Below are 25812 nucleotides of genomic sequence, written 5' to 3'. Positions count from 1 at the left end.
GTGTTGTTAAATATTGCTATTTAGCTATTCGCAACTAGAAGCACTAATCATTTGCCCATAATTTGGGGTATTTTCCTTACCTATGAAAGTGTATGTTCCGATACTAATCGTGTAGTTTTTATTATCAACATCGATGCCATTACATTTTACAGTTTTGTTTTGATTAAACTTCATTACAACGGTTAGCATTTTTTCTCTTTGAGAACTACTGTATATGTTAAATGCAATAGCACTTAGAACAACTACAGAAATTATAATAGTGATAAGTGCTTTTTGTTTTTTTGTAAGTTCGGTAAAGTAATGTAGAGCTAAAAAGAAAAGCCCTGCAATTATAAGTCCAGCTATATATGCCATATTATGCGGTTCCCCTAATTTGGTAAGTTATATCTCCTGCTCCAAAACCAATGATAAGACCTTTGTCTAAAGTCTTTAGCGTCTCTTGGTTCTTAATAACAGTTATATTGTTGTTTGCTCTTTTGATTTTGTCTGCCATGATTAAGTTGTAATGTTTGAAGTTCTCTTTGAAGTCAATATCACGAGGAGTTTCCCCAGCTGACCACACAGGGAGTATTATTAGTTCTCCCACACCTTCAAAACATTTTATAAATTCTTCAAGATTATCAATTGTACGAGAGTATTTATGTGGTTGCCAGATAGCAGTAATCTTATTAAAACCTTTGAGTTGTGCATACTCTCTTACAGATTCAAAAGTAGCTTTTATTTCTGTTGGATGGTGACCATAATCATCTATGATAACACTATCAGATTCAGACCCGACAATATCAAAACGCTTTTTGATTCCCTTAAAGGTAAGAAGTTTAGTCCTTATCTCTTCTATATCCATAGATTCGTTGGCAGCTAAAATAGCAAGAGATGCATCTAGAGCGATGTGCTTGCCAAATCCCCATACATCAAATAAACCTAAATCTCTAAGAGTAAATCTTGTGTGAGGTTCGTCATCTATAAGTACAAATTCTATATTTGTGATATCCGTAGTAGGATATAACCAGTTGGCCTCTACATCATCTTTTAAAGTGCTTAAAAATGGGTCTTCTGCATTTAATACACGAAATGGGGCAGAGTTAATAAAAGTTTTATATGAGTCATAAAAAAGCTCATAATTGTAATCATAATATTCCATATGCTCAGGTTCAGCATTGATAACTATTGCACAATGAGGATTTGAGTTGATAAAACTTCCATCACTTTCATCAGCTTCAAATAGTAACACATCACTTAGTTCGTCATATCTTACATTTGAGCCAAATGCTTTTGATTCCGCACCTATAATAGCAGAACCTTCCATGATAGCGGTTAGTATAGCTGTTGTAGTGCTTTTACCGTGAGCACCAGCAACTGAGTATACTTTTGAAGTGTTAAGTATTCGAAGTAGAGCTTCACGACGAGCGAGTACTTCTATACCTTTCTTTTTCGCTGCTATGATTTCTGGATTATCAGGACGAATGATTGCTGAGTGAATTACTAAATCTTGAGAGGTTATAGCATCCCCACTATGTGCAATAGAAACTTCTATGCCTAAATCACGAAGTTTTTTAGTAATGATAGTGTCAGAAATATCAGAACCACTAACCTCATGTCCTTTGTAATGCATGTATTGTGCTAAACCAGAGATTCCTATGCCACCAATACCGATAAAATGAATTTTCATATATTATTCCCCCGCTATTTGGGCATTATCAAGCAATTTTTGTGCCTCTTTTGTAAAAACACTTATGTAAAATGTTCCCTCATCTTGAGTTGCTTCTATATTTGCAATATTATCCATAAAATCGTCTAAAGATATGCTTTCTTTAGATGCGATCCAGTGAAACTTTAGTGCAGAAGAAAATTTTTTATCATTTGATAATCCACTAAGAACTTCAAAAAGGGCAGACGCGTCTGTGATATTGTTGGCATGGTAATATTCCATAGCATATTCATACAAAGCTCTTAAAGTTGCAAAGTCTTGTACTTCTTGCATATCCATAACTCTTGGAGATTCAAGAGCATCTGTTAATCTCTCTAATGCCATATCTAATATATTTGTATAAAAAGCACCAAGTGTGTCCTCGTCAAACATATCAGAAGCTTTTTGTTCTAGGGTATATAAAGAAGCTATATCAGAGTTTGATTGAGCTTCTAATACTTTACTTTTTAATTCTTCTATATTACTTGGCATCTAAGCATTCCTTAATTCTTTTTAGGGCATCCGTTGTTTTGTCTTCACTCTCAACTAAAGCAATTCGCACAAAATCTTTTCCTGGATTTTTACCATTAGCATCTGTTCTAGCTAAAAATTCACCGGGAAGAACTTTTACATTGTAATTTTGATAAAGTTTTTTTGTAAATTCTATGGGTTTATCAACTTTTAACCAGATATAAAAAGTTGCTTTTGGAATTTCTATTTTTAGTATTTCTTTTGCAATTTCAAAGTTCTTTTTATAAATTTCTCTTGATGCTTGTACATGTTTTTCATCACTCCAAGCTGCAGCAGCTGCACTTTGAAGAGGAAGGGGAGAAGCACAACCGATATAAGTTCTGTACTTCATATACTCTTTTAATATGTTTTCATCTCCTGCTATAAAGCCTGAACGAAGACCTGGCGCAGATGAGCGTTTTGAGATAGAGTTAATTACTAAGATATTTTTAAAGCTAGTATTTCCAACATGCAACGATGCTTCAAGTAGAGATGGCATTTTTTCATCAGTATATAGTTCGCTATAACACTCATCATTTAGTAAAACAAAGTTATGCTTTAAACTCAAGTACACCCATTCGCCAAGTTCATCAAGGCTAAGTGTAGATGTTGTTGGGTTATTTGGAAAGTTTAAGATGACTAAGTCACATTGGCTTAATTCATCTTCATTTATCTTTGGTTTAAAGTTATTGCTAGCATCTAGGCTTAGATGGATTATTTTTGATTTTGTAGCAATCGCTGCACCTTCATAAATTTGATAAAAAGGATTTGGAAAAGCGATAGTTGAATTTTCTTTGCCAAATAGTAAAAATTGAGGAAAGTTAAATAGCACTTCACGAGTTCCAAAAGTAGGAATAATTTGTTCATCTTTTAAATCAACACTAAACCTTTTTTTGAAAAAACCTCTTTGAGCAGTTCTAAGTGATATTTCACCAGAAGTTTTAGGATATTTTTTAAGTAAATTAGAATTGTTACAAAGGGAATCTTGAATGAACTTTGGAGTTTCAAATTGTGGTTCACCGATAGTTAAAATAGCAGGATTGTAGTTTTTGTTTGGTTCTATATGTTTTAGTAAATCATTTAACTTCTCAAATGGATATGGTTGAAATATCATAGTATTAGTACCTTCTTATAATCTCGATATTATAGCTTAAAAGCATTAGAAGCACTTTAACGATATACTAGGGAAAATAAAATGGAGATAAATATGAAAATAATAGTTTATGTAGTTTTGGCATTTTTATTAGTTGGCTGTAGTGAAGATGCAAAAAAAGAAGTAAAGCAAGTACAAAAGATTGAAGTACAAAAAGTGACTGAAGTAAAAAAAGTTGAAGAAAAAGTAGCGGTTACTCCACAAGCAGTAATTATTCAAAAAGTATTGACTTCTGTTCCTAAAGAAGAGGTAAAAGAGGTTGTGGCATCTATAGATGCTGCTTCACTTTATAAAAGCTGTTCAGCTTGTCATGGGGCGAAAGGTGATAAACCTGCTCTAGGAAAATCAAAATTGATTCAAGGATGGATGGCATCTAAGGTTACAAACTCACTAAATGGATATAAAGATGGAACTTATGGCGGAGCTATGAAGAGCATTATGAAAGGTCAAGTATCTAAGCTAGATGATGAGCAAATCAAAGCTCTTTCGGACTATATTTCTAAGCTTTAGGAAGTGTGAATTTTTGAGTTATTAACTCACCATCTTGGTTAAAAAAAAGATAGTAAAGTGTGTCTTTTTTAACGCTAAGACCTGCTAGAAATCTAAGTGCTAAGTTTGCTTGTAGAGATGCTATGTGCATAACTATTGGTGCTGCGATTCCTGCTGGAGTTTTTTTGATGATTTTAAAGGCATCCGTAAAAGAAGACTTATCTATGAAACAAACTTGCCCATGAAAAGCCTCAACACTTCCATACAACCAAGGCATATTTATACTTTTTGCATAGGCGTTTATATCCCCGCGAGTTGGAAGATTATCTGTAGCATCTATGATTAAATCTACTTCTATATTTTTTTTGCTCCACTCTTCAAAGTTACACTCATGAGCGATAGCCTTCACATAGGGGCATCTTTCTTCTATGATTTTTGCATTGATTGTAGCTTTATTTTTGCCTTCATCACCAACTTTAAAAGCTATTTGTCTATGGATATTGTGCAAAGAAACTTCATCAAAGTCAACCATATGAATTTCGCCAATACCACTAGCTCCAAGTGCAAATGCTAAAGAACTTCCAAGACCACCTGAGCCAATAACTGCTATCTTTTTTGTTTGTAAATTTTGTTGTGTTTCTTCGCCCCAAAGTTGTATCTGGCGATGGAAATATTTCATCATTATTGAGCCTTTATTAAAAAAAAATTATAGCACAAAAAGGTTAAACACACTATTTTTGGAGTGTGTTTATAGTACTAAGTATGCCTTCTTTTCTAGGTTTATATTCTATAAGAAAGTCACCTTTTACTTTTCCTTTTGAGAAACTACTTCTATATCCAAATCCCTCAACCATAAATCTTGTCTTTTGTCTCGCATCTTCAGTATTCCAATTTTCATACTCTACTCTATAAAGGGCACTATATATTTGTGCTCTCCCTGTTCCATGATAGCAGTGTATTAAAATTGGATAGTTGTCTTTGTTATCAAGAACTTCAAAAAACTTAGTAAGAGTCTTTTTATTTGGTACTTGTCCTGATGGTATATTTACATGTTTTATGTTTAGATTGTTCTTTTGATTTATCTGATTAATAGCATTATCTTCTTCATCTATATTTTTTTGTTTTGCTGGATTAAGTGCATCTTGAACACCAGGGTCCATTAAGTCTATAACAGTTTTAATATTATATTTTACAAGATAGCCTTCAAGTTTCTCAGGTTTTATTAGACCTGATTTATAAACCTTGTCTTTGCTAATCACTTCAAAACGGTAGTCAAAATGTACATGATATACATAAAAAGTAGCTAGTATTACAACTAATATAAGTGAAATTTTAAATATTTTTTTCATGATTCTCTCCTTTTTATTATATCTTTGAATCCCCATGTCCGTCTTGTTTGAACTACTTCACTGTGAGACATCTCTACTAACATTAGTTCTTCCTTGTTTCCAAGATGAGATAATAACTCTCCATTTGGAGATGCTAGTATGGAGTCTCCATAAAATTTCCATGAAAATTCTTCTTGGGTATATTCACCTATTCGGTTTGCTCTAAGAATGTAGCAGTTATTTGTAAAAGCACGAGAAAGTATAAGAGTTTTCCATCTCTCAAAAGAGTCAAAAGTAGATATGCTTGGGAGTAAGATAGCATCTACATTTTTTTGTGAAATTTGTGCAAATATTTCATCAAAATGAATCTCAAAACCGCTGATAATCGCAAACTTAAAGCCATCAACTTTAAAAACTAGCGGTGATTTAATAACATCGATACTGTTTGAAAAGAATTTTTCCTCATTCCAATGTGAGTAGTTTATAAGGATTTGTTGTTGATAGTAAGCAGTAGATGATGGAGCAAACTTAGCAACTGTTTTATAAACTTTTTTCTTCTTTACAATAACTAAAGGTGCAACGATTGTCATATTGTAAGTAGAAGATAGTTCTTTAAGTATTTTAATCTGGTGCTCGGCTTGTTCTTTTATCATAGAAATTGACATATTTTGTAACTCTTTGAAAAAAGGGTTTAATATGTACTCACCAAGCAGAAGAACTTTTACATTTTTTGTATGAGCAATTCTTATGTAATTGTAAAGTTTTGTACTACTCATGCCTTGAGCGCTAAGTTGTAGTACAGCACAACGCATTAGTTATTCTTTATTTCGTTAATTTTTATGACAGCTGTTTCGAGAATTTTTTGAGCATCATTTAACTCTTTGATTCCTTTTTCATATTCTTTTACACTATTTTGCAAAGTAATATCAGGTTTCATCAAGTTTTCCAATGTCTTTTTAGCACTTGTTAGTTTTGTTTCAAAATCTGGTGTTTTAGCCATCTAATGCATCCTTTACATATTTTTCAAATTTTTCTAACTCTACTAAAAAAGCGTCATGACCATAACCGCTATCTATGTCAATATAGTTATAGTTGTTGTTACCAATCTCACTTAAAGTATCAGCAATTTTTTTCATCTCTATATTTTTAAAAAGTAAATCATCTCTAAAGCTAATCAGATGCATACTTGAAGTTACTTTTTTAAGAGCCTCTTCAAGTGAGTCAAAACCTCTTGCTAAATCAAAGATATTAATAGCTTTAGTTATGTAAAGATATGCTAAAGGGTCAAACCATTTTGTAAAATTGTAACCATTGTACTCTAAATAAGACTCAACTTGAAACTTTCCAAAAAGTTCATAAAGTCCATCTGTTCTTTTATACTCACGACCAAACTTAGTAGCCATAGACTCAGGGGATAAAAAACTAATATGACCAGCCATACGACCAACAGCCATACCTGATAAGCCTTGCTCTTTTATAACTTCAGGGTCATAGTAGCCTTGTTTAAAATCAGGGTCTTTTAAGATAGATTCTTGAGCTACCTTGTTAAAGGCTATTGCCCAAGGTTGTGTTGCGTGAGTTGCGGCTAAAGCGATGATTTTATTTGAAAAGTTAGGATAGTGAACTGCAAAAGCGAGAGCTTGCATCCCTCCCATAGAGCCACCTACAACTGCGTGAACTCTATGAATATCAAGTCTGTCAAAAAGTATGCGTTGAGCTTTTACCATATCTTTTATAGTAACAACTGGAAATTTGTAGCGATAGTGTTCGTGCTGAGGGTGTTGCATACTCATAGGACCTGTTGAACCAAAGCAACTACCTATGACATTTGAGCAAATTACAAAGTACTTATCTGTGTCTATTGCTTTGCCAGAACCGATAAAACCATCCCACCAACCAGCTTTAGTTTCATTTTCATAGATGCCAGCTGCATGGTGAGAACCTGTAAGTGCATGACAAACTACAACCACATTGCTTTTATCGTCATTTATTTCACCGTATGTTTCATAAACAATATCATAAGGTTCTAAAATACGACCACTCTCTAAATAGAGAGGGTTTGTAAAATGCTCTGTATGTATTTGTAAGTTTAAAGGCAAGTTTGCAGTTCTCCGTAAAATAATAGTAACATTTTAGCGAAAATGACTTAATACTACTTTTTATGCCTCTAAAGCTTGTTTAATGTCTGCGATTAAATCTTTTATTGATTCTAATCCAGCTGAAATTCTGATAAGTCCAGAAGGAACACCACAAGCTTTTAATTCTTCTTCATTTAACTGTTGATGAGTTGTAGATGCAGGGTGCGTAATGATTGATTTTGAATCACCAATATTTACAACTAAAGAGTAAAGTTCAGTAGCATCTACGATTTTAGTAGCTATTTCTAAAGAGTCAACTTCAAAACTTAAAAGTCCACTACAAGCTCCATTGTCAAAGTGTTTTTGAGCATTGGCATAGTTTGAGTTACTTTTTAAACCAGGATAATTTACTTTATTTACTTTTGGATGTGCTTCTAAAAATTCGGCTAGTGCTAAAGCATTTGCCGAATGCTCCTTCATGCGAAGAGATAGTGTTTCTGTTCCTTGAATAAATAACCAAGAGTTAAAGGGAGATGGAACTGCACCAATATCTCTAAGAAGCGAAAGCCGAGTTCTTAAAGTAAAAGCAGGAAGAGGTACATCTACATACACCAACCCATGGTAAGAAGGGTCTGGCTCATTAAACTGAGGGTATCTTGGATTTGCTTTTAGTTTTTCTAAAAGACCTTTTCTCTCAACTAAAATACCACCAATAGCAAGACCTTGACCTGTTGTGTACTTAGATGTAGAGTGAACAGATATATCTGCTCCAAACTCAAAAGGACGGCATAAAACAGGAGTGGCTACAGTATTGTCAACTACAGTAAGTATGCCATGTTTGTTAGCGATAGTAGTAATCGCCTCAATGTCAGCAACATCAATACTAGGATTTGTTAAAGACTCAAAAAAGATAACTTTTGTTTTGTCGTCTATGAGTGCTTCTATCTCACTTGGATTTTGAACATCAAAAAATCTTGATTCAATTCCAAAGCGTTTAAGAGTATGAGAATTCAGTGTAAGACTTCCACCATAAAGTTGTCTAGCGCATACAATATTATCACCAGCCTCAGCAGAGTTAGCAATAGCGTAAAAAATAGCACTCATGCCACTTGCTGTAGCAATAGCAGCTTCTCCACCTTCTAACTCAGCAAATCTTTTTTCAAAAACATCTGTTGTAGGATTATTTAAACGAGTGTAAATGTTACCTAATTCTTTAAGTGCAAATAAATTTGCAGCGTGCTCAACATCACGAAACTCATACGCAGTCGTCATATAAATAGGAACTGCCATAGTTCCTTGAGAGTCTTTTTCATATCCAGCATGTAGTGCTTTTGTTTGTAAATCCATTGTTTCTCCAATGTTATAAAATATTTTAATGATTTTATCACAAAATACTTAATGTATCAATTTATTGAATATAGACAACTTCAAACATCGCTAAGTCAAAACTTATAAATTGTCTTTTTATTTCTTTCTTTGTCAAGTTTGGGAATACTAATTTAGAGTTAACGGCGGGGCTAAACTCCACTCTTGAATTTGGTACCTTACCCCTTATCTCTTATATTGTTGATATTGAAATATTTCATTTTCCTGGAGTTTGATCAATTAATTGAACACTTTGATCTTTCATGTGCATTTCATTATATGGACCAGCAGGAAGAGTATAAATTATTCTTCTATTCGCAGTATGTGCATGTTGTACATAATCAGCAGTTGCTGTATTTACAGCTGATAAAATTGCTTTTGTTATTAAGCCAACAATTCCTCCACCTGTATCTCCACCACTTAAGTCTACAACAACTGTACCAGTATATTTCCATAACTCTTCAGATGTCTTAGTTGACATGATTTTAGCTTCTATTGATATAGTTAAGTTTGAAGCAAGTATCATATATGAAACATCCCATTTTTTAATCCTCGTAAACAAAACTGTATCAGCACCAAAATATTCGTAGTATTTATCAAGAGGCATATTATATAAAATCTCAGTGTCATAAACACCCTCTTGCTTCATAATATCACTAACCATTTCTGTTGGAAATGTATAGTAACCCATTAAAGCAAAAGGCATTTCTGTTGTTGTCATATAATAATCTTTAGCTTCAGCATCTGTGCTTTCATTCATTGGCGGTAATATAAGTATTGAGCGAGGTTGTTGCTCATACATTTTAGGAAATTCTGTTCCTTTTGTGACATATGTAGCTCCACATCCAGTAAAAATCAATATAGACACTATAGAAGTTAATAGTATTGTAAGTTTATTTTTCATTATCTGTTTTTCCTTCTGCTAATTCTATTTTTTTAATCATTCTATCCATGAAGTGAGCTGACTCTGGATATATAGATTTTTCTTTATTAAAATTTTCTATAGCTTTATCAGTTTTACCACCTTTGAGATATATATAACCTAGATTCGCATACATTCCTGGAGCAACTCTACCAGAACGGCTTTCATTTGCATTTTCAATAGCATATTCTATTGATTTTTGAAGTTCCAAAGCCGTATCAGTATCAACATCTTTCTTGGATTCATAATAACTTGAGCTATAGTTTCCATATGTATATAAAGGCTTTGGTTGACCACAACCAGATATTATAAATCCAATAGATACTATTGTTAATAAGCCTATTATTTTATTGTTTTTCATTTTTATTGCACCTCAATTTCTTTGGAAATACCATCACTAATAAAAATATTTCTTTTAATGATTAGTATATTATTTCTATATATTTCAACTAGATGTTTGCCTGGTTTAACTGAGTATTTGTAGTTTTTACCAGCTTGTACACTAAACTTATCTCCATTGTCTACTGAAATCATGGTATCGTTTATATTGCCAGTAAAATATAAATAAGATTTTTTAGTAGCAGTTGCTACTCCTTCTTTGTATCCACATCCGGATAAAAATATTGAAGCAATTAAGCCTATTGTTAATATTATTTTTCTCATTATTTAACTCCTATCTGAATATATAATTTAGAGTAATTATTACTTTCTATATATGCCTTTAAATTACCAGTTACAATAGTAGCCAAGGAAACTTCTGTATCGAGTGTATCACCTATTGTAGCTTCTATTTCGATTGTTGCTATCTTTTTACCAGGAAGGCTCATCATCATATTTGTTTGAGGATTTTTAACTTTTTTTCCTTCTTTGTAAATATCAAATTTATCGCCAATTTTGATATTTTGACTTTTCCCACCTGATACGATTAAGCTTCCATCCTCATATCCAAGAATGTATCCTTTCCATGGTTTGTCAAGCATGTTTTCAATTATATTAGAAGTTAAATCTGATATTGCTGCATCAATCGCTTTATCATTTAATTGACCGTTATATCCAGCCTTGCCACCAACACCCATTACTGTTCCTGCTTCACTAAAAGATGTACCTTTCCCTTCTTCAGAATAAATAATTAAGCCCGTACTAACATCTACTATTCTAATATGTACTTTTGCAAATGCTTCTTGTTTTTTAACACGACTAAATATTCCTACATCACTTGTTTCTTTGCGTCCAAACTCTGTAATAGAACCTAAAATCAAGTAATCAGCAGAGTTGTCAAGTTTAGCATGATTGCCCATGCTAAGCTCTTTTTCTATTTTTGATAAATCTGCACGCTCTAACATGATAAATCTTCCTGATTGAAATAGTTTTGCAGATAAAATATCCATTGCCTGTTTTCCAATTTTATCGTTATTTTTATCAATAAAAAAACTTTGACCATATTTAGTTTCATTTGTAAATCTACCTATTGTAACTTTTCTTTTTAATCCAGAAGGAATATTTTCTTTGACTTTTAGAGTTTCACTTATCTGGAATTCATTTTTTATTGGAATTTTATGTGTTTCTGTTTTTTGCATAGTTGCACAACCAGAAAATAAAATTGAAATAGCAGATATCGTATATATACTTTTGAAAAACATGTAAATCCTTATTTTAATATTTGCTGTGTGATGGAATTATATTTTAACATCAAAACAGCTATTTAATCAAACACATTCTATATAAAAGAACCTTAAATCTAACGAATAACAATTGAACCCTCTGAACAATCAAGCAATTTAACTTAACCTCCCTCAAACCAAGAATTAGCTAAAATAAATATACTAAGAAGCCAAGTTTGAGGGATAAATATGCAACTAAGTTTTTTTGACCATGCCATGAAATACCAAGGTGGTAAGAAGAGTATGAAGTTTTTAAATGAGATGAAAGAGATTATTCCATTTGAAGCTATTGAGAAGATACTTATAGAGAAAAATGTATACAAACCCAACAAAGGTAAGACAGGAAGACCATCTATTCCATCAAAGATATTAGTAGGCTCACTTTTTTTACAAAACTGGTATGGATTGTCAGACCCAATGACCGAAGAGCTTATACATGACCGTATAAGCTTCAGAAAGTTTCTTGATATAAGAGATGAAGATACTATTCCAGATGAAACAACTATTTGTAAATTTAGAAACAAGCTTATCAAAGAAGAGATACTTGGTGATATATTTGAAGAAGTAAAAAAGATGATGGAATCTAAAAGACTTATACTCAATGAGGGAACTCTTATAGACGCTACTCTCATCCACTCAAGCGAACCAAAGAGAAAAAAAGATGACAAGGGTAAAGTTATTTCAAATAAAGCCCATGATTCTGATGCAACCTATACTTCAAAAAGAGGTCGTAAACATCATGGATTAAAGATGCATATAGCAACTGATACAAACGGTATCATCAAAAAAGTAATAGCTACAACTGCATCAACTCATGATAGTACTCAATTCGATGAACTTACTCAAGATGAAGATAAAGCTATCTTTGCAGATAGCGGCTATATACAAAAAGCAAGGAAGATAACTTTAAGAGCAAAAGGTATATTTGCTGGTATAGTCGAAAGAAGAGTAAGAGGTCAATCTAAATTAAGACCTAAACAATCAAGAAATAATACAAGGTTCTCAAAGATAAGATGTTTAGTAGAACTGCCATTTGCATTTATCAAGCATCATATGAAATTTAGAGAAACTAAATATCTTGGAATAGAGAAAAATCAACAACACTTTTTTATGTTGGCTGCTTGTTATAATCTGAGACGGACACCTGCACTGGTAAGAGCAATAAACTGATATAAAACGACAAGAAGAGAGACTAATATTGCATATATTAGTAAAAATATAGAAAATATACTCAAAAATTCATCTCAAAATTGAAAGTGAATTTTTAAAATGTTAGAATATCAAGATAAATAAGAATCAGCTGACTTGTTCAGAGGGTTCAATTACAATAAAGTGCTTAGATGCTATCTATAATATTAAGTGAAATGGTATTTATGGAAGTTAAAAGAATTGATTCTCTCGTCACATCTCCCATGAGATGTAACCTAAGTTTATTTTAAAAATCATTTCTCATATAAAGATTTACTTCTAGCGTTTAGCATAGTTTTTTTGTTTGATAAAAATTCATCAACTGCTATGGCACACTCTCTGCCTTCGTAAATTGCCCAAACAACATTAGATAATGAGACTATTTTTTTTCATTGTCTCTTGTTTTTGTTATGCTTTTCTTACTTGGCTACTTCAATCAATTCTTTGTCTAATAAAAAACTATCTATCAATTTTTGCATCGCAACAGGATAGTTTTCGATAGCATTTTTGATAGCTATTTGTCCAATAAATGATGAATCCCATTCGTGATGTATAGAATGCTCTTTTTCATAAACTTTTCTATCTTTATTCATAACTATAAAGTTGGCCGATAAGTCAGCTTCTCCAATACTAAAACTGGAGATAGAAACATCATTTTTCAATAATACAGTAGAAATTTTAATATCAGATTTTGTGTCATATATTGATGCTTGCTTTAACTGTTCTTCTAATGAAATTTCTAAATATTTTGAAAAAGAACCTCCGTAAGGAGATGTCATATTCATTGCTCTTAGACCAATTGACTCATCTTTTTCTTTTTTAAACTTATTTTTTTGTATTGTCATAGACTTTAAGTTAGTATCTTTTAATTCATTAATTGAATTAAAATCAGGATTAAACTTATGACCTTTCATTGAACAACCTGTTGTTAAAACTAATAATAATGCTAATAGTGTAAGTTTGAAGTATCTCATATTTTTCCTTATTTGAATGAATCTGATTTTTTTAATTTATTTAGCATACTTTGAAATGCTTTCTCTGTAGCTCTTTGAGCAGATAATGAAAAATTTTCTTTAAATTCATCAAACTCAGCATTTCCTTCTTCATAAGTAGTTTCTTCCCATACTTTACTTCCATTCAAATTAACAGCTTCACATGTTAATGCCACAGTAAATTTTGTTGGTGGCCATGTAAAGGCACTGTCAGATGAAGAGTTTGTTTTGATTTTTGGTGTAAAAATATATTTTATACTTTTTGATTCAATATATTCTTTATCGTTAAATGACTTTAACGAGTATACTCTATTGAAAACTTTTGACAAAATTGTATTTAAAGCACTTTCGGTATCTTTATATGGCATATATTCAACTTTATCTCCCCCACCTCCTGGAGTTGTTACTTTTAACTTTTTATTATGCTTAGATATATAATAACCGACATTAATGTCAAGTTTATTTTCAACTGTTGTCTCTCGTATTTTTTCTAATGAAGGATTTATAGATATTTTATGTGAACATCCTGTAATTGCCATCATTGTTATAATACTAGCAACTAATAATTTGTATTGTTTTCTCAATGTGTATATTCCTTTTGTTATTTAATCGTAACATAACTATTTATTTAAACATATTCTATACAAAAGAACCTTAAATCTAATAAATAATAACTACTATAAAGTGTTTAGATGTTATATGACATTGTCTTGAAAATCAGTTCTCGTATAAAGATTTACTTCTAGCGTTTAGCATAGTTTTTTTGTTTGATAAAAATTCATCAACTGCTATGGCACACTCTCTACCTTCATAAATTGCCCAAACTACAAGTGATTGACCTCTTCTCATATCTCCAGCACTAAAAACGCCTTCAACAGAAGTTTTGTAGTTGTTTGTCTCTATATTACTTCTAGCATCTGTGTCAAGTTTTAACTCTTCTATCATACCTGTTTGCTCAGGTCCCATAAAGCCCATAGCTAAGAAAATTAAGTCAGCTTTTAAAGTAAATTCAGTTCCTTTTATTTCACTAAATCCTTTATCTCCCCACTCAATTTTTACACAGTTTAGACCTTTTACATTTCCATTTTCATCTTTGATAAATGATTTTGAAAGTATGTTAAAGTCCATATCACAACCCTCTTGTTGAGAAGTTGATAGTTTAAACACTCTTGGATATGTTGGCCATGGCATAGCATCTGTTCTCTCTAGTGGTGCTTTTGGCATTAGTTCTATCTGGGTGATAGATGCTGCTCCTTGTCTTATAGAGTTTCCAACGCAGTCACTTCCTGTATCTCCTCCACCAATAACAACAATATGTTTATCAGTTGCTAAAATCTCTTTTTCTTTAGGAATATTTTCACCCTCTATGCGTGAGTTACACTGTGCTAAAAATTCCATTGCAAAATGAATACCTTTAGCATCTCTATTGTCTATTGGTAAGTCTCTTGGTAAAGACGCTCCACCACATAGTACAACAGAGTCATATTCATCTTGAAGTTTTTTCAGTGGTATATCTATACCAATATGCGCATTTGTAACAAATTTTATGCCTTCTTCAACCATCATATCAATTCTGCGTTGAACTACTTTTTTCTTGTCAAGTTTATAGTTTGGAATACCATAACGAACTAAACCGCCGATGCGTTTATCTCTTTCATATATAGTAACTTCATGTCCCGCTTTGTTAAGCTGACTTGCAACACTAAGACCAGCTGGACCAGAACCAACAACTGCAACTTTTTTGCCACTTCTGATTTTTGGTACTTGTGGTTTCATCCAGCCTTTTTTGTAAGCCATCTCAATTATTGAATACTCGATGCCCTTTATTGTAACTGCGTCATTATTTAAACCAAGAACACAAGCAGTCTCACATGGAGCAGGGCATACTCTTCCCGTAAATTCTGGAAAATTATTTGTACTCATCAGTGTACGAAATGCATTTTCCCATTTGTTTTTATATATGTGATCATTAAATTGAGGTATATTATTACCGACTGGACAACCATAATTACTATGACAAAAAGGAACACCACAGTCCATGCATCTAGCACCTTGAATCTCCATTGCATTTTTATTCGCAGGAATTACAAATTCATTGTTATGCTTTATGCGTTCCTCTACTGGTGCAATAGAAAAATTTTGACGCTTATACTCTTTAAATCCTGTAATTTTTCCCATCTTACACCTCTCTCATTTTTTGAGCCTGTTCTTTTAAAACTCGTTTATAATCAACTGGCATAACTTTTATAAATGTATTTTTTGCCTCTTCCCAGTTTGCTAAAATCTCTTTTGCCTCTTTAGAATTTGTATAAGTTATATAGTTTTCTATCATACTTTTTAATTCTTTTTCATCAGTATCATTGTCTATACTGTCTAAATCAACACTTCCTTGATTTATGCGACCTTTAGCAGTTTTGTTCTTATCATATATATAGGCTATACCACCGCTCATTCCAGCAGCAAAATTCTTTCCAATTTCACCAAGTATAACAACTCTACCACCAGTCATATACTCACAACCATGGTCACCAATAGCTCCAACAACAACATTTGCTCCAGAGTTACGAACACAAAAACGCTCACCTGCTAGACCATATATGTATGACTCTCCACTTGTAGCACCATAAAAGGCAACATTTCCTAAAATAACATTTTCATTTGCTTCATAAATAGCGTTTAATGGTGGATATAAAATAAGTTTACCACCACACAATCCTTTTCCGTAGTAATCATTTGCATCACCTTCTATTTCAAAGGTAATCCCTTTAGTTACAAAAGCACCAAAACTTTGTCCACCGCTTCCTGTTGCTTTAAAGTAGATAGTATCATCACTTAAACCAGCTTCTCCATATTTACGAGTTACTTCTGCTGAGAGCATTGTGCCAACAGTTCTATGGATATTTCTTAGTTTTATATTCTCTTTTATAGGTATTTTATTTTTTATAGCATTTTGAGCTAAATCTATTAATTTATTGTCAAGTGCATTTTCTAAGCCATGTTCTTGTTTTTTCGTACAGTAAGAGGTGTCATCACTTCTAACATGAACACGATGTAGCAGTTTATCAAGTTGTAGATGCTTAGCTTTCCAGTGAGTAACACCTTCTTTTGCCTTTAGTTTGTCTGTTCTTCCTACCATTTCATTTATAGTTTTAAATCCAAGTTGTGCCATGACTTCACGCAGTTCTCTTGCTATAAATTTAATATAATTTACGATATGTTCAGGTTTACCTGTGTATTTTGCACGAAGGTCTTTGTCTTGCGTTGCGATTCCAACAGGACAAGTATTTAGATGACATTTTCTCATCATTATACAGCCCTCAACTATAAGTGCAGCAGTTGCTACTCCCCACTCTTCAGCACCTAAAAGAGTTGCTATTGCAATATCCCTACCAGTACGAAGTTGTCCATCTGTTTGGAGAACTATTCTTGAGCGAAGACCATTTTTTACAAGTGTTTGGTGAGTTTCTGCAAGTCCTAACTCCCAAGGAAGCCCAGCGTGTTTTATGGAAGTTTGAGGTGAAGCACCTGTTCCTCCATCAAAACCAGAAATCAAAACAACATCTGAGTGAGCTTTTGCAACACCAGCGGCAATAGTTCCAACACCAACTTCAGAAACTAGTTTAGTATTGATTCTTGCATCTTTGTTTGCATTTTTAAGGTCATGGATTAACTGTTTTAAATCTTCAATAGAGTAAATATCATGATGAGGAGGTGGAGAAATAAGACCAACTCCTGGAGTAGAATGTCGTGTTCTACCTATAATCTCATCAACTTTATGCCCAGGAAGTTGTCCACCTTCTCCAGGTTTTGCACCTTGAGCAAGTTTGATTTGAAGTTCTTCTGCATTTATAAGATAGTTTGCAGTTACTCCAAAACGCCCAGATGCGACTTGTTTTATTTTAGAGTTTTTGTTAGTTCCAAATCTAGAAGAGTCTTCTCCACCTTCTCCTGTATTACTTTTTGCTCCGATAGAGTTCATGGCAATAGCTAAAGTTGTGTGTGCTTCTTCAGAAATAGAGCCATAACTCATAGCACCAGTTGCAAAACGAGTGATGATAGACTCAACTGATTCTACATCTTCTATATCAATAGGTTTTAAGCGTTTAAAATCAAGAAGTGAACGAAGACTAATATAACCTTCTTGAGGGTCATTTATAAGTTTTGCATATTTTTTGTAAGTTTCATAGTCATTATTTTTTGTAGAGTCTTGAAGTAGAAAAATAGTTTCAGGAGTAAAAAGGTGATTTTCTCCTCTCTGTCTATACGCATAGTGACCACCATAAGGTAAGTCATTTGATTCTATAATCTCTTTTGGATAAGCGATTTTGTGGCAAAGTAGTGTTTCTTCTTGTATAGTATCTATGTCTATCCCATCTAATCTTGTTGGAGTTCCTTTAAAGTAGTTATCTACTAAGTTTTGAGAAAGACCAACTGCTTCAAATATTTGCGCACCTGTGTATGAACGAATAGTTGAAATTCCCATTTTAGACATAATCTTATAGATGCCCTTTCCAATAGCAGTTATATAGTTTGCTTCTGCCATTTTTGGAGTGATACCTTTGTCAATCATTTTTCTTTTTCGCATATCTTCGATAGTTTCAAAAGCCAAGTAAGGATTAATAGCATTTGCACCATAACCAATAAGAGTTGCAAAATGATGAATCTCTCTTGCTTCACCCGTTTCTATAACTAAACCACAGTTTGTTCTAAGACCTTCATCTACAAGAGCATGGTGCACGGCACTAACAGCTAAAAGAGATGGAATAGCTGCTTTAGTTTTGTTTGTACCTCTTGTTGAGAGTATAATAACTTCATGCCCAGCTTTTACAGCATCACTAGCTTGTTCTAAAACACTATTTAAGGCTCTTTTTAAAGAATCACTTTTTGTTGAATCAAAAAGAATACTTATAGTTTTTGCACTAAAGTTAAACTCATTAATTCCGCTTAGTTTTTCAAACTGCTCATTTGTAAGTATTGGAGATTGTAGTTTGATAAACTTTCTATCTTCATCAACTTCTTGAAAAAGATTTCCTTGTGGTCCAATATATGAGATAAGTGACATAACTGACTCTTCTCGAATCGGATCGATTGGAGGGTTTGTAACCTGAGCAAACAACTGATGAAAGTAGTTGTAAAGATTTGTAGAAGCATTTGATAAAACAGAAAGCGAAGCGTCATTTCCCATCGAACCTGTTGCTTCATAAGCAGTATTTGCCATTGGTGCTAAAAGAATTTTTAAATCTTCTTGCGTGTAACCAAAACATTTTTGACGAACGAGTATAGTTTTATGATTTGGTTGTTTTACATCTTTGTTTAGTGTTAAATCATCAAGGTTAATTTTTTGTTTTTCTATCCATTTTGCATAGTCGTGTGAAGTTGTGATTTTTGCTTTAATATCATCATCACTAATAATCTCACCTTTTTCTAAGTCTGCTAAAAACATTTTACCTGGTTGTAGTCTTCCTTTTAAAACAATATCTTCAGAAGGAAATTCCAAAGCACCTTGTTCAGATGCCATTACTAAAATATCGTCTTTTGTAAGGAAGTATCTTGACGGACGAAGACCATTTCTATCTAAAGTTGCACCGATAACTTTTCCATCTGTAAAAGCAACAGATGCAGGTCCATCCCAAGGTTCCATAAATGTAGCGTGGTACTCATAAAAAGCACGACGAGATTCATCCATCTCTTGACTTCTCCATGCTTCAGGAATCATCATCATCATTACATGAGGAAGGGGGCGACCAGCTAGAGTTAAAAGTTCTATAACATTATCTAAAACAGATGAGTCAGAACCTTTTGCTTCATTTATAAGGTAAGGGTAGATTTTATCAAGTTCATCATCACTAAATAGCTTTGATTTTAACATTGATTGTCTTGCTCTCATCCAGTTTATGTTTCCACGAAGAGTATTTATCTCTCCATTGTGAGCGATATATCTAAATGGTTGAGCAAGAGGCCAAGATGGGAAAGTATTTGTTGAAAAACGACTATGAACTAAAGCTATCGCTGATTCATAATCACTCTCATTTAAATCTGGAAAATATAAAGGAAGTTGCTCTGTAATTAGCTGCCCTTTATATGAGATAGTTTTATAAGACATAGAAGGCATATAAAAATATTCTGTACCACGAACTTGTGAAGATGTTATTTTTGATTGAGTGTATTTTCTGATAACAAAAAGTTTACGCTCAAAAGCTTCTGCATCTTCTAAATCAGGATTTCTTTTTACGATAACTTGATGTATGTAAGGTTCAATAACTTTAACAGTTTCGCCTAAAGATTCATTAACCGTTGGAACTCTTCTCCAGCCTAAAAACTCTTGACCAAGGTCTTCTATACAATCTTCAACAATCGCTTTACACTCTGCATAAGCTTCTGGATCTTTTGGTAAAAATACGACACCTACAGCGTAGTGAGAAAACTCTGGTAAGTCAATATCTTTTTCTTTTAAAACTCTTCGTAAAAATTTATCTGGCATCTGAGTTAAAATACCTGCACCATCTCCAGAGTTTTTCTCAGCACCAACAGCTCCACGATGCTCGAGGTTTGCTAAAAGTGTAAGACCTTTTTTTACAATGTCATGAGATGTTTTTCCCTTTAAATGCGCTACAAAACCAACGCCACAAGCGTCATGCTCAAATTCTGGGTCATAAAGTCCCTCTCTTGTTGGTAAGTATTTAGCTTGCATAATTCTCCCTTTGAAAGTAGTTTAGTAATAATAATTTGTAAATAGTAGCTAAAGGAAGTTTATATTTAGCTGTTTGATTCTTCATCGTAAATAACAACAGTACTAGCTAGTAGGTCGTGTAAAGCTCTTTTGTCAGATCTAAAAGCAACCATAAAAAAACCAATAAGCAAGGCTAAGGTAGAAACAATATATCCAAATGAACGAGTGATTGCTTGTGTGTTATTTATATCTTCAAATGTTTTAGCATCTACTATTTTAATATGAACAAATTTTTTGCCAGGGGTTGCTCCTTTGTATCGTTTCCAAAAAAGTAGAGTAACAAGTAAAACACAAACTTCAAAAAAAAGTTCCCATTTTATAGACATTTTTGGTTGAGAGTCCAGAGCATGAATATTTCCACTCATTGCCATTTGTATATTTTGCTGGTACATAGAAAAGTCAAACCAATTTCCATCACTTAGATAGTATATAACAATCCCAATAGGCAAGGCTAAAAATAAAGTATCTAAAAAGGATGCAACAAATCTAATCCAAAAACCTGCGTATCTAACTTTTTGTAATAATGGCAAATGTACTCCCTTGTGAGTTTGAAATCTAGTTAGTTGTATTTTATCAAGAAAAAGCTTCAATTACTGTAATAATAAATTAAGTTAAATAAAGTAGAATATAAAATAAGCATTTTATTATAGGGAGGATTTACTTATGGTAAAAGAAGAAATTCTTAAAGAACTGCGTAGTGCAAAAGTAGCTCACATAAAATGGGTACAAAAAGCAAAGTTATTAATTGAAGGTTTTGAAACAGATAAAAATTCAATTCCCGTAGATTCTACAGCATGTAAGTTTGGGTGTTGGTTTTACGGAGAAGCTCAAAATTTAAATGCATTAAAAAATAACCCGATAGAGTCTATGAAAAAAATTGAAGATTTACATAGTGATTTACATAATATATATCTAAATATTTACAAGATATATTTTTCTCATGATTCTCAAGGTTTTTTTAGTAAACTGTTTGGAAAAAAGAAGAAGATAACAGACGAGTCTACAAAACTTGGAAAAGAATATTTTTCAAAATTAAGACTTGTTTCAGAAAGTCTTCTTCATGAAATAAATCGTATGGAAAGAAGAATCATAGCTATTAGCAGTCAAGATTTATTGAAAATTTAAGAGATAAGTTCAAAAGAAAATATTATTTTCTTTTGAACTTTAAGTAGATTACACATGATAGTTAGGTGCTTCTTGAGTTATGATTACATCGTGAACATGACTCTCTTTTAGTCCAGCACTTGTTATTTCTACAAATTCCGCTTTTTCCCAAAAAGTTTCTATGTTCTGACTTCCACAATAGCCCATAGAAGCACGAATCCCTCCCATCATTTGGTGAACAATACCAGAGATAGCACCACGAAAAGGAACACGACCTTCTATCCCTTCTGGAACTAGCTTATCAGCTGCAGTTCCTTCTTGAAAATATCTGTCGTTAGATCCTTTTTGCATAGCTCCAATACTTCCCATACCACGGTATGATTTATATTGACGACCTTGAAACATGATAGTTTCTCCCGGAGATTCTTCTGTTCCTGCTAAAAGTGAACCAGCCATTACACATGAAGCACCAACAGCTAAAGCTTTAGCGATATCTCCAGAATACTTAATCCCTCCATCAGCTATAACAGGGACTCCATGAGGTCTTGCTGCTTCGGCACATTCATCAATTGCAGAGATTTGAGGTACACCAACACCAGCAACTATTCTAGTTGTACAAATCGACCCTGGTCCGATACCAACTTTTACAGCATCTGCCCCAGCTTCTATAAGTGCAAGAACGGCCTCTTTTGTTGCTATATTTCCAGCTATTACATCAATTTCCATAGTATCTTTGATTTTTCTAACAGTATCAAGAATTCCTTTAGAATGACCATGTGCAGAGTCAAGAACTAAAACATCACACCCAGCATCTACGAGTGCTTTTGCTCTTTCATATTGACCAACACCAATAGCTCCACCAACAACAAGTCTTCCAAAAGAATCTTTGTTTGAGTTAGGATATTCTATGCGTTTTCTTATATCTTTGATTGTTACAAGACCTTTTAAAAAGCCATCATCATCAATAATAGGAAGTTTTTCTATTTTATTTTTATGCATAATATCACCAGCATCATCAAGGGAAATACCTTTTGTTGCAGTAATAAGAGGCATGTGAGTCATAGCTTCAGATGCAAGTTTACGCATATCTTTTTCAAATCTCATATCACGATTTGTTAAAATACCTAAAAGCTTGTTGTGACCATCAACAACAGGAACACCAGAAATTCTAAACTCACTCATAAGCTTTTCAGCATCTGCAAGTGTTGCATCTGGATGAACAAAAATTGGGTCTATAATAATTCCACTTTCACTTTTTTTAACTTTCGTAATCTGTTTGCATTGAGCTTCAACATCCATATTTTTATGAATAATTCCTATGCCACCAAGTCTAGCCATAGCAATTGCAGCTCTATACTCTGTAACTGTATCCATTGCAGCAGAGACCATAGGGATTTTAAGTTTTATGTTTCGAGTTAGTTTAGTTTCTAAACAAACCTCTTTTGGTAATACTTCAGAATATTGTGGTACTAAAAGTACATCTTCAAATGTCAGTGCGCGTTTACGAATCTTCATAATTGTCCTTTGCTGGAATAATAGATAGATTATATCTTTTTAGTTGTTAAAAATAAGTAAAGTTACAATCTTAAATTACTTTACAGGAGTAATATTGTATTAAGCTAAGTATAAGATAGATTTATATAAACTTTCTCTGAATGAGTATTCATTTATAATGAGTATTGAAAGTAAAAAGGAGAGAATTATGGTGAACGACAGTTTATATAAAAAGTTGTCTACTCGAGTTGAAGAATTATCAAAATTATCAAAAATTGATGATAAAAAATCAATTCCTGAGTTAATGGAAGAAAATGGTTTTTCTAGAAGAGAGTTTATGGCATGGGCTGGTACTGTTACAGCTATGTTATCGCTACCTGCTAGTTTTACTCCACTTGTAGCAAAAGCGGCAGAAGTAGCAGATAGACTTCCAGTTATATGGCTACATATGGCGGAGTGTACTGGCTGTACGGAGTCTTTATTAAGATCAGCATCACCAAGTATAGATAGTTTAATTTTTGATCATATATCTTTAGAGTATCAAGAAACTATTATGTCAGCCGCTGGTTGGCAAGCAGAACAAAACCTTGAAAATGCTATTGAAAAATACAAAGGTAGATATGTTCTTATGGTTGAGGGTGGAATTCCTCATGGTAAAGGTAGTCATTTCTTAACTATAGGTGGTCATGGTAAATCAGGAGAAGACAGTGCTATAGACGCATCTGCACATGCTGCAGCAATCTTTGCTATTGGTACCTGTTCATCTTTTGGTGGAGTTCAAGCAGCTTATCCAAACCCTACAAATGCAACTTCACTTAGCAATGTAATTAATAAACCTGTTATAAATGTACCAGGTTGTCCACCAAGTGAAAGTAACATTGTTGGAACGCTAATGCACTTTTTGCTATATGGTACGCTTCCAGCACTAGACGCATATAATAGACCTAAGTGGGCTTATGGACAAAGAATTCACGATATGTGTGAAAGACGGGGTCATTTTGACGCTGGCGAATTTGTAGAGCAGTTTGGTGATGAAGGTGCTAAAAAAGGTTATTGTTTATATAAAGTAGGCTGTAAAGGTCCTTATACTTTCAACAACTGTTCTAAGCAAAAGTTTAATGAAGGTACATCTTGGCCAGTTCAAGCTGGACATGGCTGTATGGGCTGTAGTGAACCAGATTTTTGGGACACTATGGGTGATTTACGAGAACCTCTTGCAAATAGACTTTATCAAACAACATTTGGCGGACTTGGTTCTGACGCAACAGCAGACAAAATTGGTTTAGGTTTACTAACAGTAACCGCTATTGGAATTGCAGCACACGCAGCAATATCAGCAGTTAAACCACCAAAAGAATAAGGAGCACAGATATGTCAAAAAGAGTAATAGTAGATCCAATAACAAGAATAGAAGGACATTTAAGAGCTGAAGTTATCGTTGGTGATGATGGTATTGTTCAAGATGCTTTCGTTTCTTCAACTTTATGGAGAGGCCTTGAGGTTATAGCTAAGGGAAGAGACCCTAGAAATGTACCATTAATGATGCAAAGAATTTGTGGTGTATGTACTTATTCTCATTATTTAAAAAGTACAATGGCTATTGAAGATGCATTAGGAATTACAATTCCTTTAAATGCAGAACTTGTAAGAACACTTATGAATGCTGCATTATTTATGCACGATCATGTTGTTCACTTTTATCATCTTCATGGTGTTGACTGGGTTGATATAGTTTCAGCTCTTAGTGCAGACCCTGCAAAAGCAAGTAAATTGGCGTTTAAATATTCAAAAAGCCCAATAGCTACTGGTGAAAATGATCTTATTAAAGTTCAAGAAAAAATAGGCAAATTTGCTAAAAATCCTCAGGGACTTGGGCCATTTGCTAATGCATACTGGGGACATGGAACTTATAAGTTCACTCCAGAGCAAAATCTAATAGCACTTTCTCACTATTTACACGCTTTAGAGATCCAAAGAGTAGCGGCACAATTATTAGCTATTTTTGGTGGTAAGAATCCACATCCACAGAGTTTAGCTGTTGGTGGAGTTACATGTGTAATGGATATATTAAACCCAGCAAAAATGGGTGAATATATGGTTAAATTCCAAAAAATTGCTGACTTTATTAACAACGCTTACTATCCAGATATCGTTATGGCTGGAGAAATGTTTAAAACGGAAGGCTCTGTTGTTAAGCAAATTGGTGTTCTTAACTTTATGGCTTTTGAAGATTTCGTTATTAGTAGAGGCGAGAAGTTATTTGAAACTGGTATCGTAATGAATGGAGATTTAACTAAAGTATTTGATCTAAATGAAGATTTAATTACTGAAGAAGCTACTCACTCATGGTACCAAAATGATAAACCACTTCATCCTTATGATGGAGAGACAGACCCTAAATATACAGGTTTTGTAGATGGTGAAACTGTTGGACCAGATGGTAAGATGATTCACTCTAAGCAAATCAATGAAAAAGATAAGTATAGCTGGATTAAATCACCAAGATATGATGGAAAACCAATGGAAGTTGGTCCACTAGCATGTTTAGTTGTTGGTTATGCAAAAGGTAACGAGAAAATTCAAAAACTTGTTAATGATTTTTTGAAAGTTACAGGTCTTCCTGTTGGAGCTTTATTTACAACTTTAGGTAGAACAGCAGCAAGAATGTTACAATCAAAACTTGTAGCTGATAATGCTATGATCGCTTTCAATAACTTAATTGAAAACTTAAAAGTTGACCAAGAAACTTGTGCTACTTATACTATTGATAAAAACAAAGAGTATAAAGGTAGAGGTATGGGTGATGTTCCTCGTGGAATGTTAAGTCACTGGATAAGAATTAAAAATGGTGTTGTAGAAAATTATCAAGCTGTTGTTCCATCTACTTGGAATGCAGGTCCTATGGATTCAAATGGTGTTAAAGGTCCTTATGAAGCTGATTTAGTTGGATTAAAAATTGAAAATTTATCTCAACCATTAGAAATTGTAAGAATTATTCACTCTTATGACCCATGTATTGCTTGTGCTGTTCATGTGATGGATACAAAAGGTAATGAGCTGAGTGTCTATAAATTAGATCCTCTTTATGGCGGATGTAGCGTATAAAAGGAG

General features: G+C 33.2%; 25 protein-coding genes. 5 read left to right on the top strand and 20 right to left on the bottom strand.

Annotation, left to right across the window (positions count from 1 at the left end):
- Nucleotides 1-24 precede the first annotated feature (24 nt).
- Genes MOV42_RS09120 through MOV42_RS09105 form a run of 4 tightly spaced genes read right to left on the bottom strand, consistent with a single transcriptional unit; the run spans nt 25 to nt 3311 of the window.
- Nucleotides 25-354 (bottom strand): hypothetical protein, encoded by a 330-nt coding sequence (locus tag MOV42_RS09120; RefSeq protein ID WP_324170885.1) that lies wholly within the window; start codon nt 352-354, stop codon nt 25-27.
- Between the two features lies 1 nt (nt 355).
- On the bottom strand, nt 356-1669 hold the full coding sequence (gene murC / locus MOV42_RS09115; protein WP_324170884.1) for a UDP-N-acetylmuramate--L-alanine ligase: 1314 nt from the start codon (nt 1667-1669) through the stop codon (nt 356-358).
- A 3-nt stretch (nt 1670-1672) separates the two neighbouring features.
- Nucleotides 1673-2179, bottom strand: a complete 507-nt coding sequence (locus tag MOV42_RS09110; protein ID WP_324170883.1) for a hypothetical protein — start codon at nt 2177-2179, stop codon at nt 1673-1675.
- A complete protein-coding gene (locus tag MOV42_RS09105; RefSeq protein WP_324170882.1) occupies nt 2169-3311 on the bottom strand; it encodes a succinyldiaminopimelate transaminase in 1143 nt (380 codons plus the stop codon). The genes MOV42_RS09110 and MOV42_RS09105 overlap by 11 nt, the downstream gene beginning before the upstream one ends.
- A 93-nt stretch (nt 3312-3404) precedes the next feature.
- Here MOV42_RS09105 and MOV42_RS09100 point away from each other — a divergent pair, with 93 nt between their 5' ends.
- The gene (locus MOV42_RS09100) at nt 3405-3860 is read left to right on the top strand and encodes a c-type cytochrome (RefSeq protein WP_324170881.1); all 456 of its coding nucleotides are present in this window, start codon (nt 3405-3407) and stop codon (nt 3858-3860) included.
- On the opposite strand, the gene MOV42_RS09095 is transcribed toward MOV42_RS09100, so the two are convergent.
- The 10 genes from MOV42_RS09095 to MOV42_RS09050 all read right to left on the bottom strand — a co-directional run bounded on the left by MOV42_RS09095 (nt 3850) and on the right by MOV42_RS09050 (nt 11172).
- Nucleotides 3850-4521 carry a ThiF family adenylyltransferase gene (locus MOV42_RS09095; protein WP_324170880.1) on the bottom strand — a complete coding sequence of 224 codons (672 nt, stop codon included), beginning with the start codon at nt 4519-4521 and terminating at the stop codon, nt 3850-3852. The two genes, MOV42_RS09100 and MOV42_RS09095, sit on opposite strands and share 11 nt — an antisense overlap.
- 49 nt (nt 4522-4570) lie before the next feature.
- Nucleotides 4571-5188 carry a dual specificity protein phosphatase family protein gene (locus MOV42_RS09090; protein ID WP_324170879.1) on the bottom strand — a complete coding sequence of 206 codons (618 nt, stop codon included), beginning with the start codon at nt 5186-5188 and terminating at the stop codon, nt 4571-4573.
- Entirely contained in the window at nt 5185-5979 is a 795-nt protein-coding gene (locus tag MOV42_RS09085) for a carbon-nitrogen hydrolase family protein (RefSeq protein ID WP_324170878.1), read from the bottom strand. The genes MOV42_RS09090 and MOV42_RS09085 overlap by 4 nt, the downstream gene beginning before the upstream one ends.
- The gene (xseB, locus tag MOV42_RS09080; protein ID WP_324170877.1) at nt 5979-6167 is read right to left on the bottom strand and encodes an exodeoxyribonuclease VII small subunit; all 189 of its coding nucleotides are present in this window, start codon (nt 6165-6167) and stop codon (nt 5979-5981) included. The genes MOV42_RS09085 and xseB overlap by 1 nt, the downstream gene beginning before the upstream one ends.
- Nucleotides 6160-7266 carry a homoserine O-acetyltransferase MetX gene (gene metX / locus MOV42_RS09075; RefSeq protein ID WP_324170876.1) on the bottom strand — a complete coding sequence of 369 codons (1107 nt, stop codon included), beginning with the start codon at nt 7264-7266 and terminating at the stop codon, nt 6160-6162. Before metX ends, xseB begins: the two co-directional genes overlap by 8 nt.
- A 60-nt stretch (nt 7267-7326) precedes the next feature.
- On the bottom strand, nt 7327-8592 hold the full coding sequence (locus MOV42_RS09070; RefSeq protein ID WP_324170875.1) for an O-acetylhomoserine aminocarboxypropyltransferase/cysteine synthase family protein: 1266 nt from the start codon (nt 8590-8592) through the stop codon (nt 7327-7329).
- Between the two features lie 235 nt (nt 8593-8827).
- Nucleotides 8828-9514 (bottom strand): GNA1162 family protein, encoded by a 687-nt coding sequence (locus MOV42_RS09065; RefSeq protein WP_324170874.1) that lies wholly within the window; start codon nt 9512-9514, stop codon nt 8828-8830.
- On the bottom strand, nt 9504-9893 hold the full coding sequence (locus MOV42_RS09060) for a DUF4810 domain-containing protein (RefSeq protein WP_324170873.1): 390 nt from the start codon (nt 9891-9893) through the stop codon (nt 9504-9506). The genes MOV42_RS09065 and MOV42_RS09060 overlap by 11 nt, the downstream gene beginning before the upstream one ends.
- 2 nt (nt 9894-9895) lie before the next feature.
- The gene (locus tag MOV42_RS09055; RefSeq protein WP_324170872.1) at nt 9896-10195 is read right to left on the bottom strand and encodes a hypothetical protein; all 300 of its coding nucleotides are present in this window, start codon (nt 10193-10195) and stop codon (nt 9896-9898) included.
- The gene (locus tag MOV42_RS09050) at nt 10195-11172 is read right to left on the bottom strand and encodes a CsgG/HfaB family protein (protein WP_324170871.1); all 978 of its coding nucleotides are present in this window, start codon (nt 11170-11172) and stop codon (nt 10195-10197) included. The genes MOV42_RS09055 and MOV42_RS09050 overlap by 1 nt, the downstream gene beginning before the upstream one ends.
- Nucleotides 11173-11382: 210 nt before the next feature.
- Between MOV42_RS09050 and MOV42_RS09045 the strand changes: the two genes are divergently transcribed.
- Nucleotides 11383-12363, top strand: coding sequence for an IS5 family transposase (locus MOV42_RS09045; RefSeq protein ID WP_324170870.1), 981 nt, complete (start codon nt 11383-11385; stop codon nt 12361-12363).
- Between the two features lie 437 nt (nt 12364-12800).
- On the opposite strand, the gene MOV42_RS09040 is transcribed toward MOV42_RS09045, so the two are convergent.
- From MOV42_RS09040 to MOV42_RS09020, 5 genes are all read right to left on the bottom strand, one after another.
- Nucleotides 12801-13355: a hypothetical protein gene (locus MOV42_RS09040; protein WP_324170869.1), complete on the bottom strand. Its 555-nt coding sequence runs from the start codon at nt 13353-13355 to the stop codon at nt 12801-12803.
- Nucleotides 13356-13363: 8 nt separating this feature from the next.
- A complete protein-coding gene (locus tag MOV42_RS09035; protein ID WP_324170868.1) occupies nt 13364-13957 on the bottom strand; it encodes a hypothetical protein in 594 nt (197 codons plus the stop codon).
- 133 nt (nt 13958-14090) lie between these two features.
- Nucleotides 14091-15551, bottom strand: a complete 1461-nt coding sequence (locus tag MOV42_RS09030) for a glutamate synthase subunit beta (RefSeq protein ID WP_324170867.1) — start codon at nt 15549-15551, stop codon at nt 14091-14093.
- A gap of 1 nt (nt 15552) precedes the next feature.
- Nucleotides 15553-20064, bottom strand: a complete 4512-nt coding sequence (gene gltB, locus MOV42_RS09025) for a glutamate synthase large subunit (protein ID WP_324170866.1) — start codon at nt 20062-20064, stop codon at nt 15553-15555.
- 65 nt (nt 20065-20129) lie between these two features.
- Nucleotides 20130-20633 (bottom strand): RDD family protein, encoded by a 504-nt coding sequence (locus MOV42_RS09020; RefSeq protein WP_324170865.1) that lies wholly within the window; start codon nt 20631-20633, stop codon nt 20130-20132.
- 133 nt (nt 20634-20766) lie between these two features.
- On the opposite strand from MOV42_RS09020, the gene MOV42_RS09015 reads away from it, so the two are divergent.
- Nucleotides 20767-21228: a CZB domain-containing protein gene (locus tag MOV42_RS09015; protein ID WP_324170864.1), complete on the top strand. Its 462-nt coding sequence runs from the start codon at nt 20767-20769 to the stop codon at nt 21226-21228.
- Between the two features lie 48 nt (nt 21229-21276).
- On the opposite strand, the gene guaB is transcribed toward MOV42_RS09015, so the two are convergent.
- On the bottom strand, nt 21277-22722 hold the full coding sequence (gene guaB / locus MOV42_RS09010) for an IMP dehydrogenase (RefSeq protein WP_324170863.1): 1446 nt from the start codon (nt 22720-22722) through the stop codon (nt 21277-21279).
- A 187-nt stretch (nt 22723-22909) separates the two neighbouring features.
- Here guaB and MOV42_RS09005 point away from each other — a divergent pair, with 187 nt between their 5' ends.
- Both MOV42_RS09005 and MOV42_RS09000 read left to right on the top strand, forming a co-directional pair.
- Nucleotides 22910-24061, top strand: coding sequence for a hydrogenase small subunit (locus tag MOV42_RS09005; protein WP_324170862.1), 1152 nt, complete (start codon nt 22910-22912; stop codon nt 24059-24061).
- A gap of 11 nt (nt 24062-24072) precedes the next feature.
- Nucleotides 24073-25806, top strand: coding sequence for a nickel-dependent hydrogenase large subunit (locus MOV42_RS09000; protein WP_324170861.1), 1734 nt, complete (start codon nt 24073-24075; stop codon nt 25804-25806).
- Nucleotides 25807-25812 lie beyond the last annotated feature (6 nt).

The organism is Sulfurimonas sp. (genome assembly GCF_029027405.1).
In the GTDB taxonomy this organism is placed as follows: Bacteria; Campylobacterota; Campylobacteria; order Campylobacterales; family Sulfurimonadaceae; genus Sulfurimonas.
Note: the sequence above shows the minus strand (reverse complement) of the source record. Positions and strands in the feature narration are given on the sequence as shown.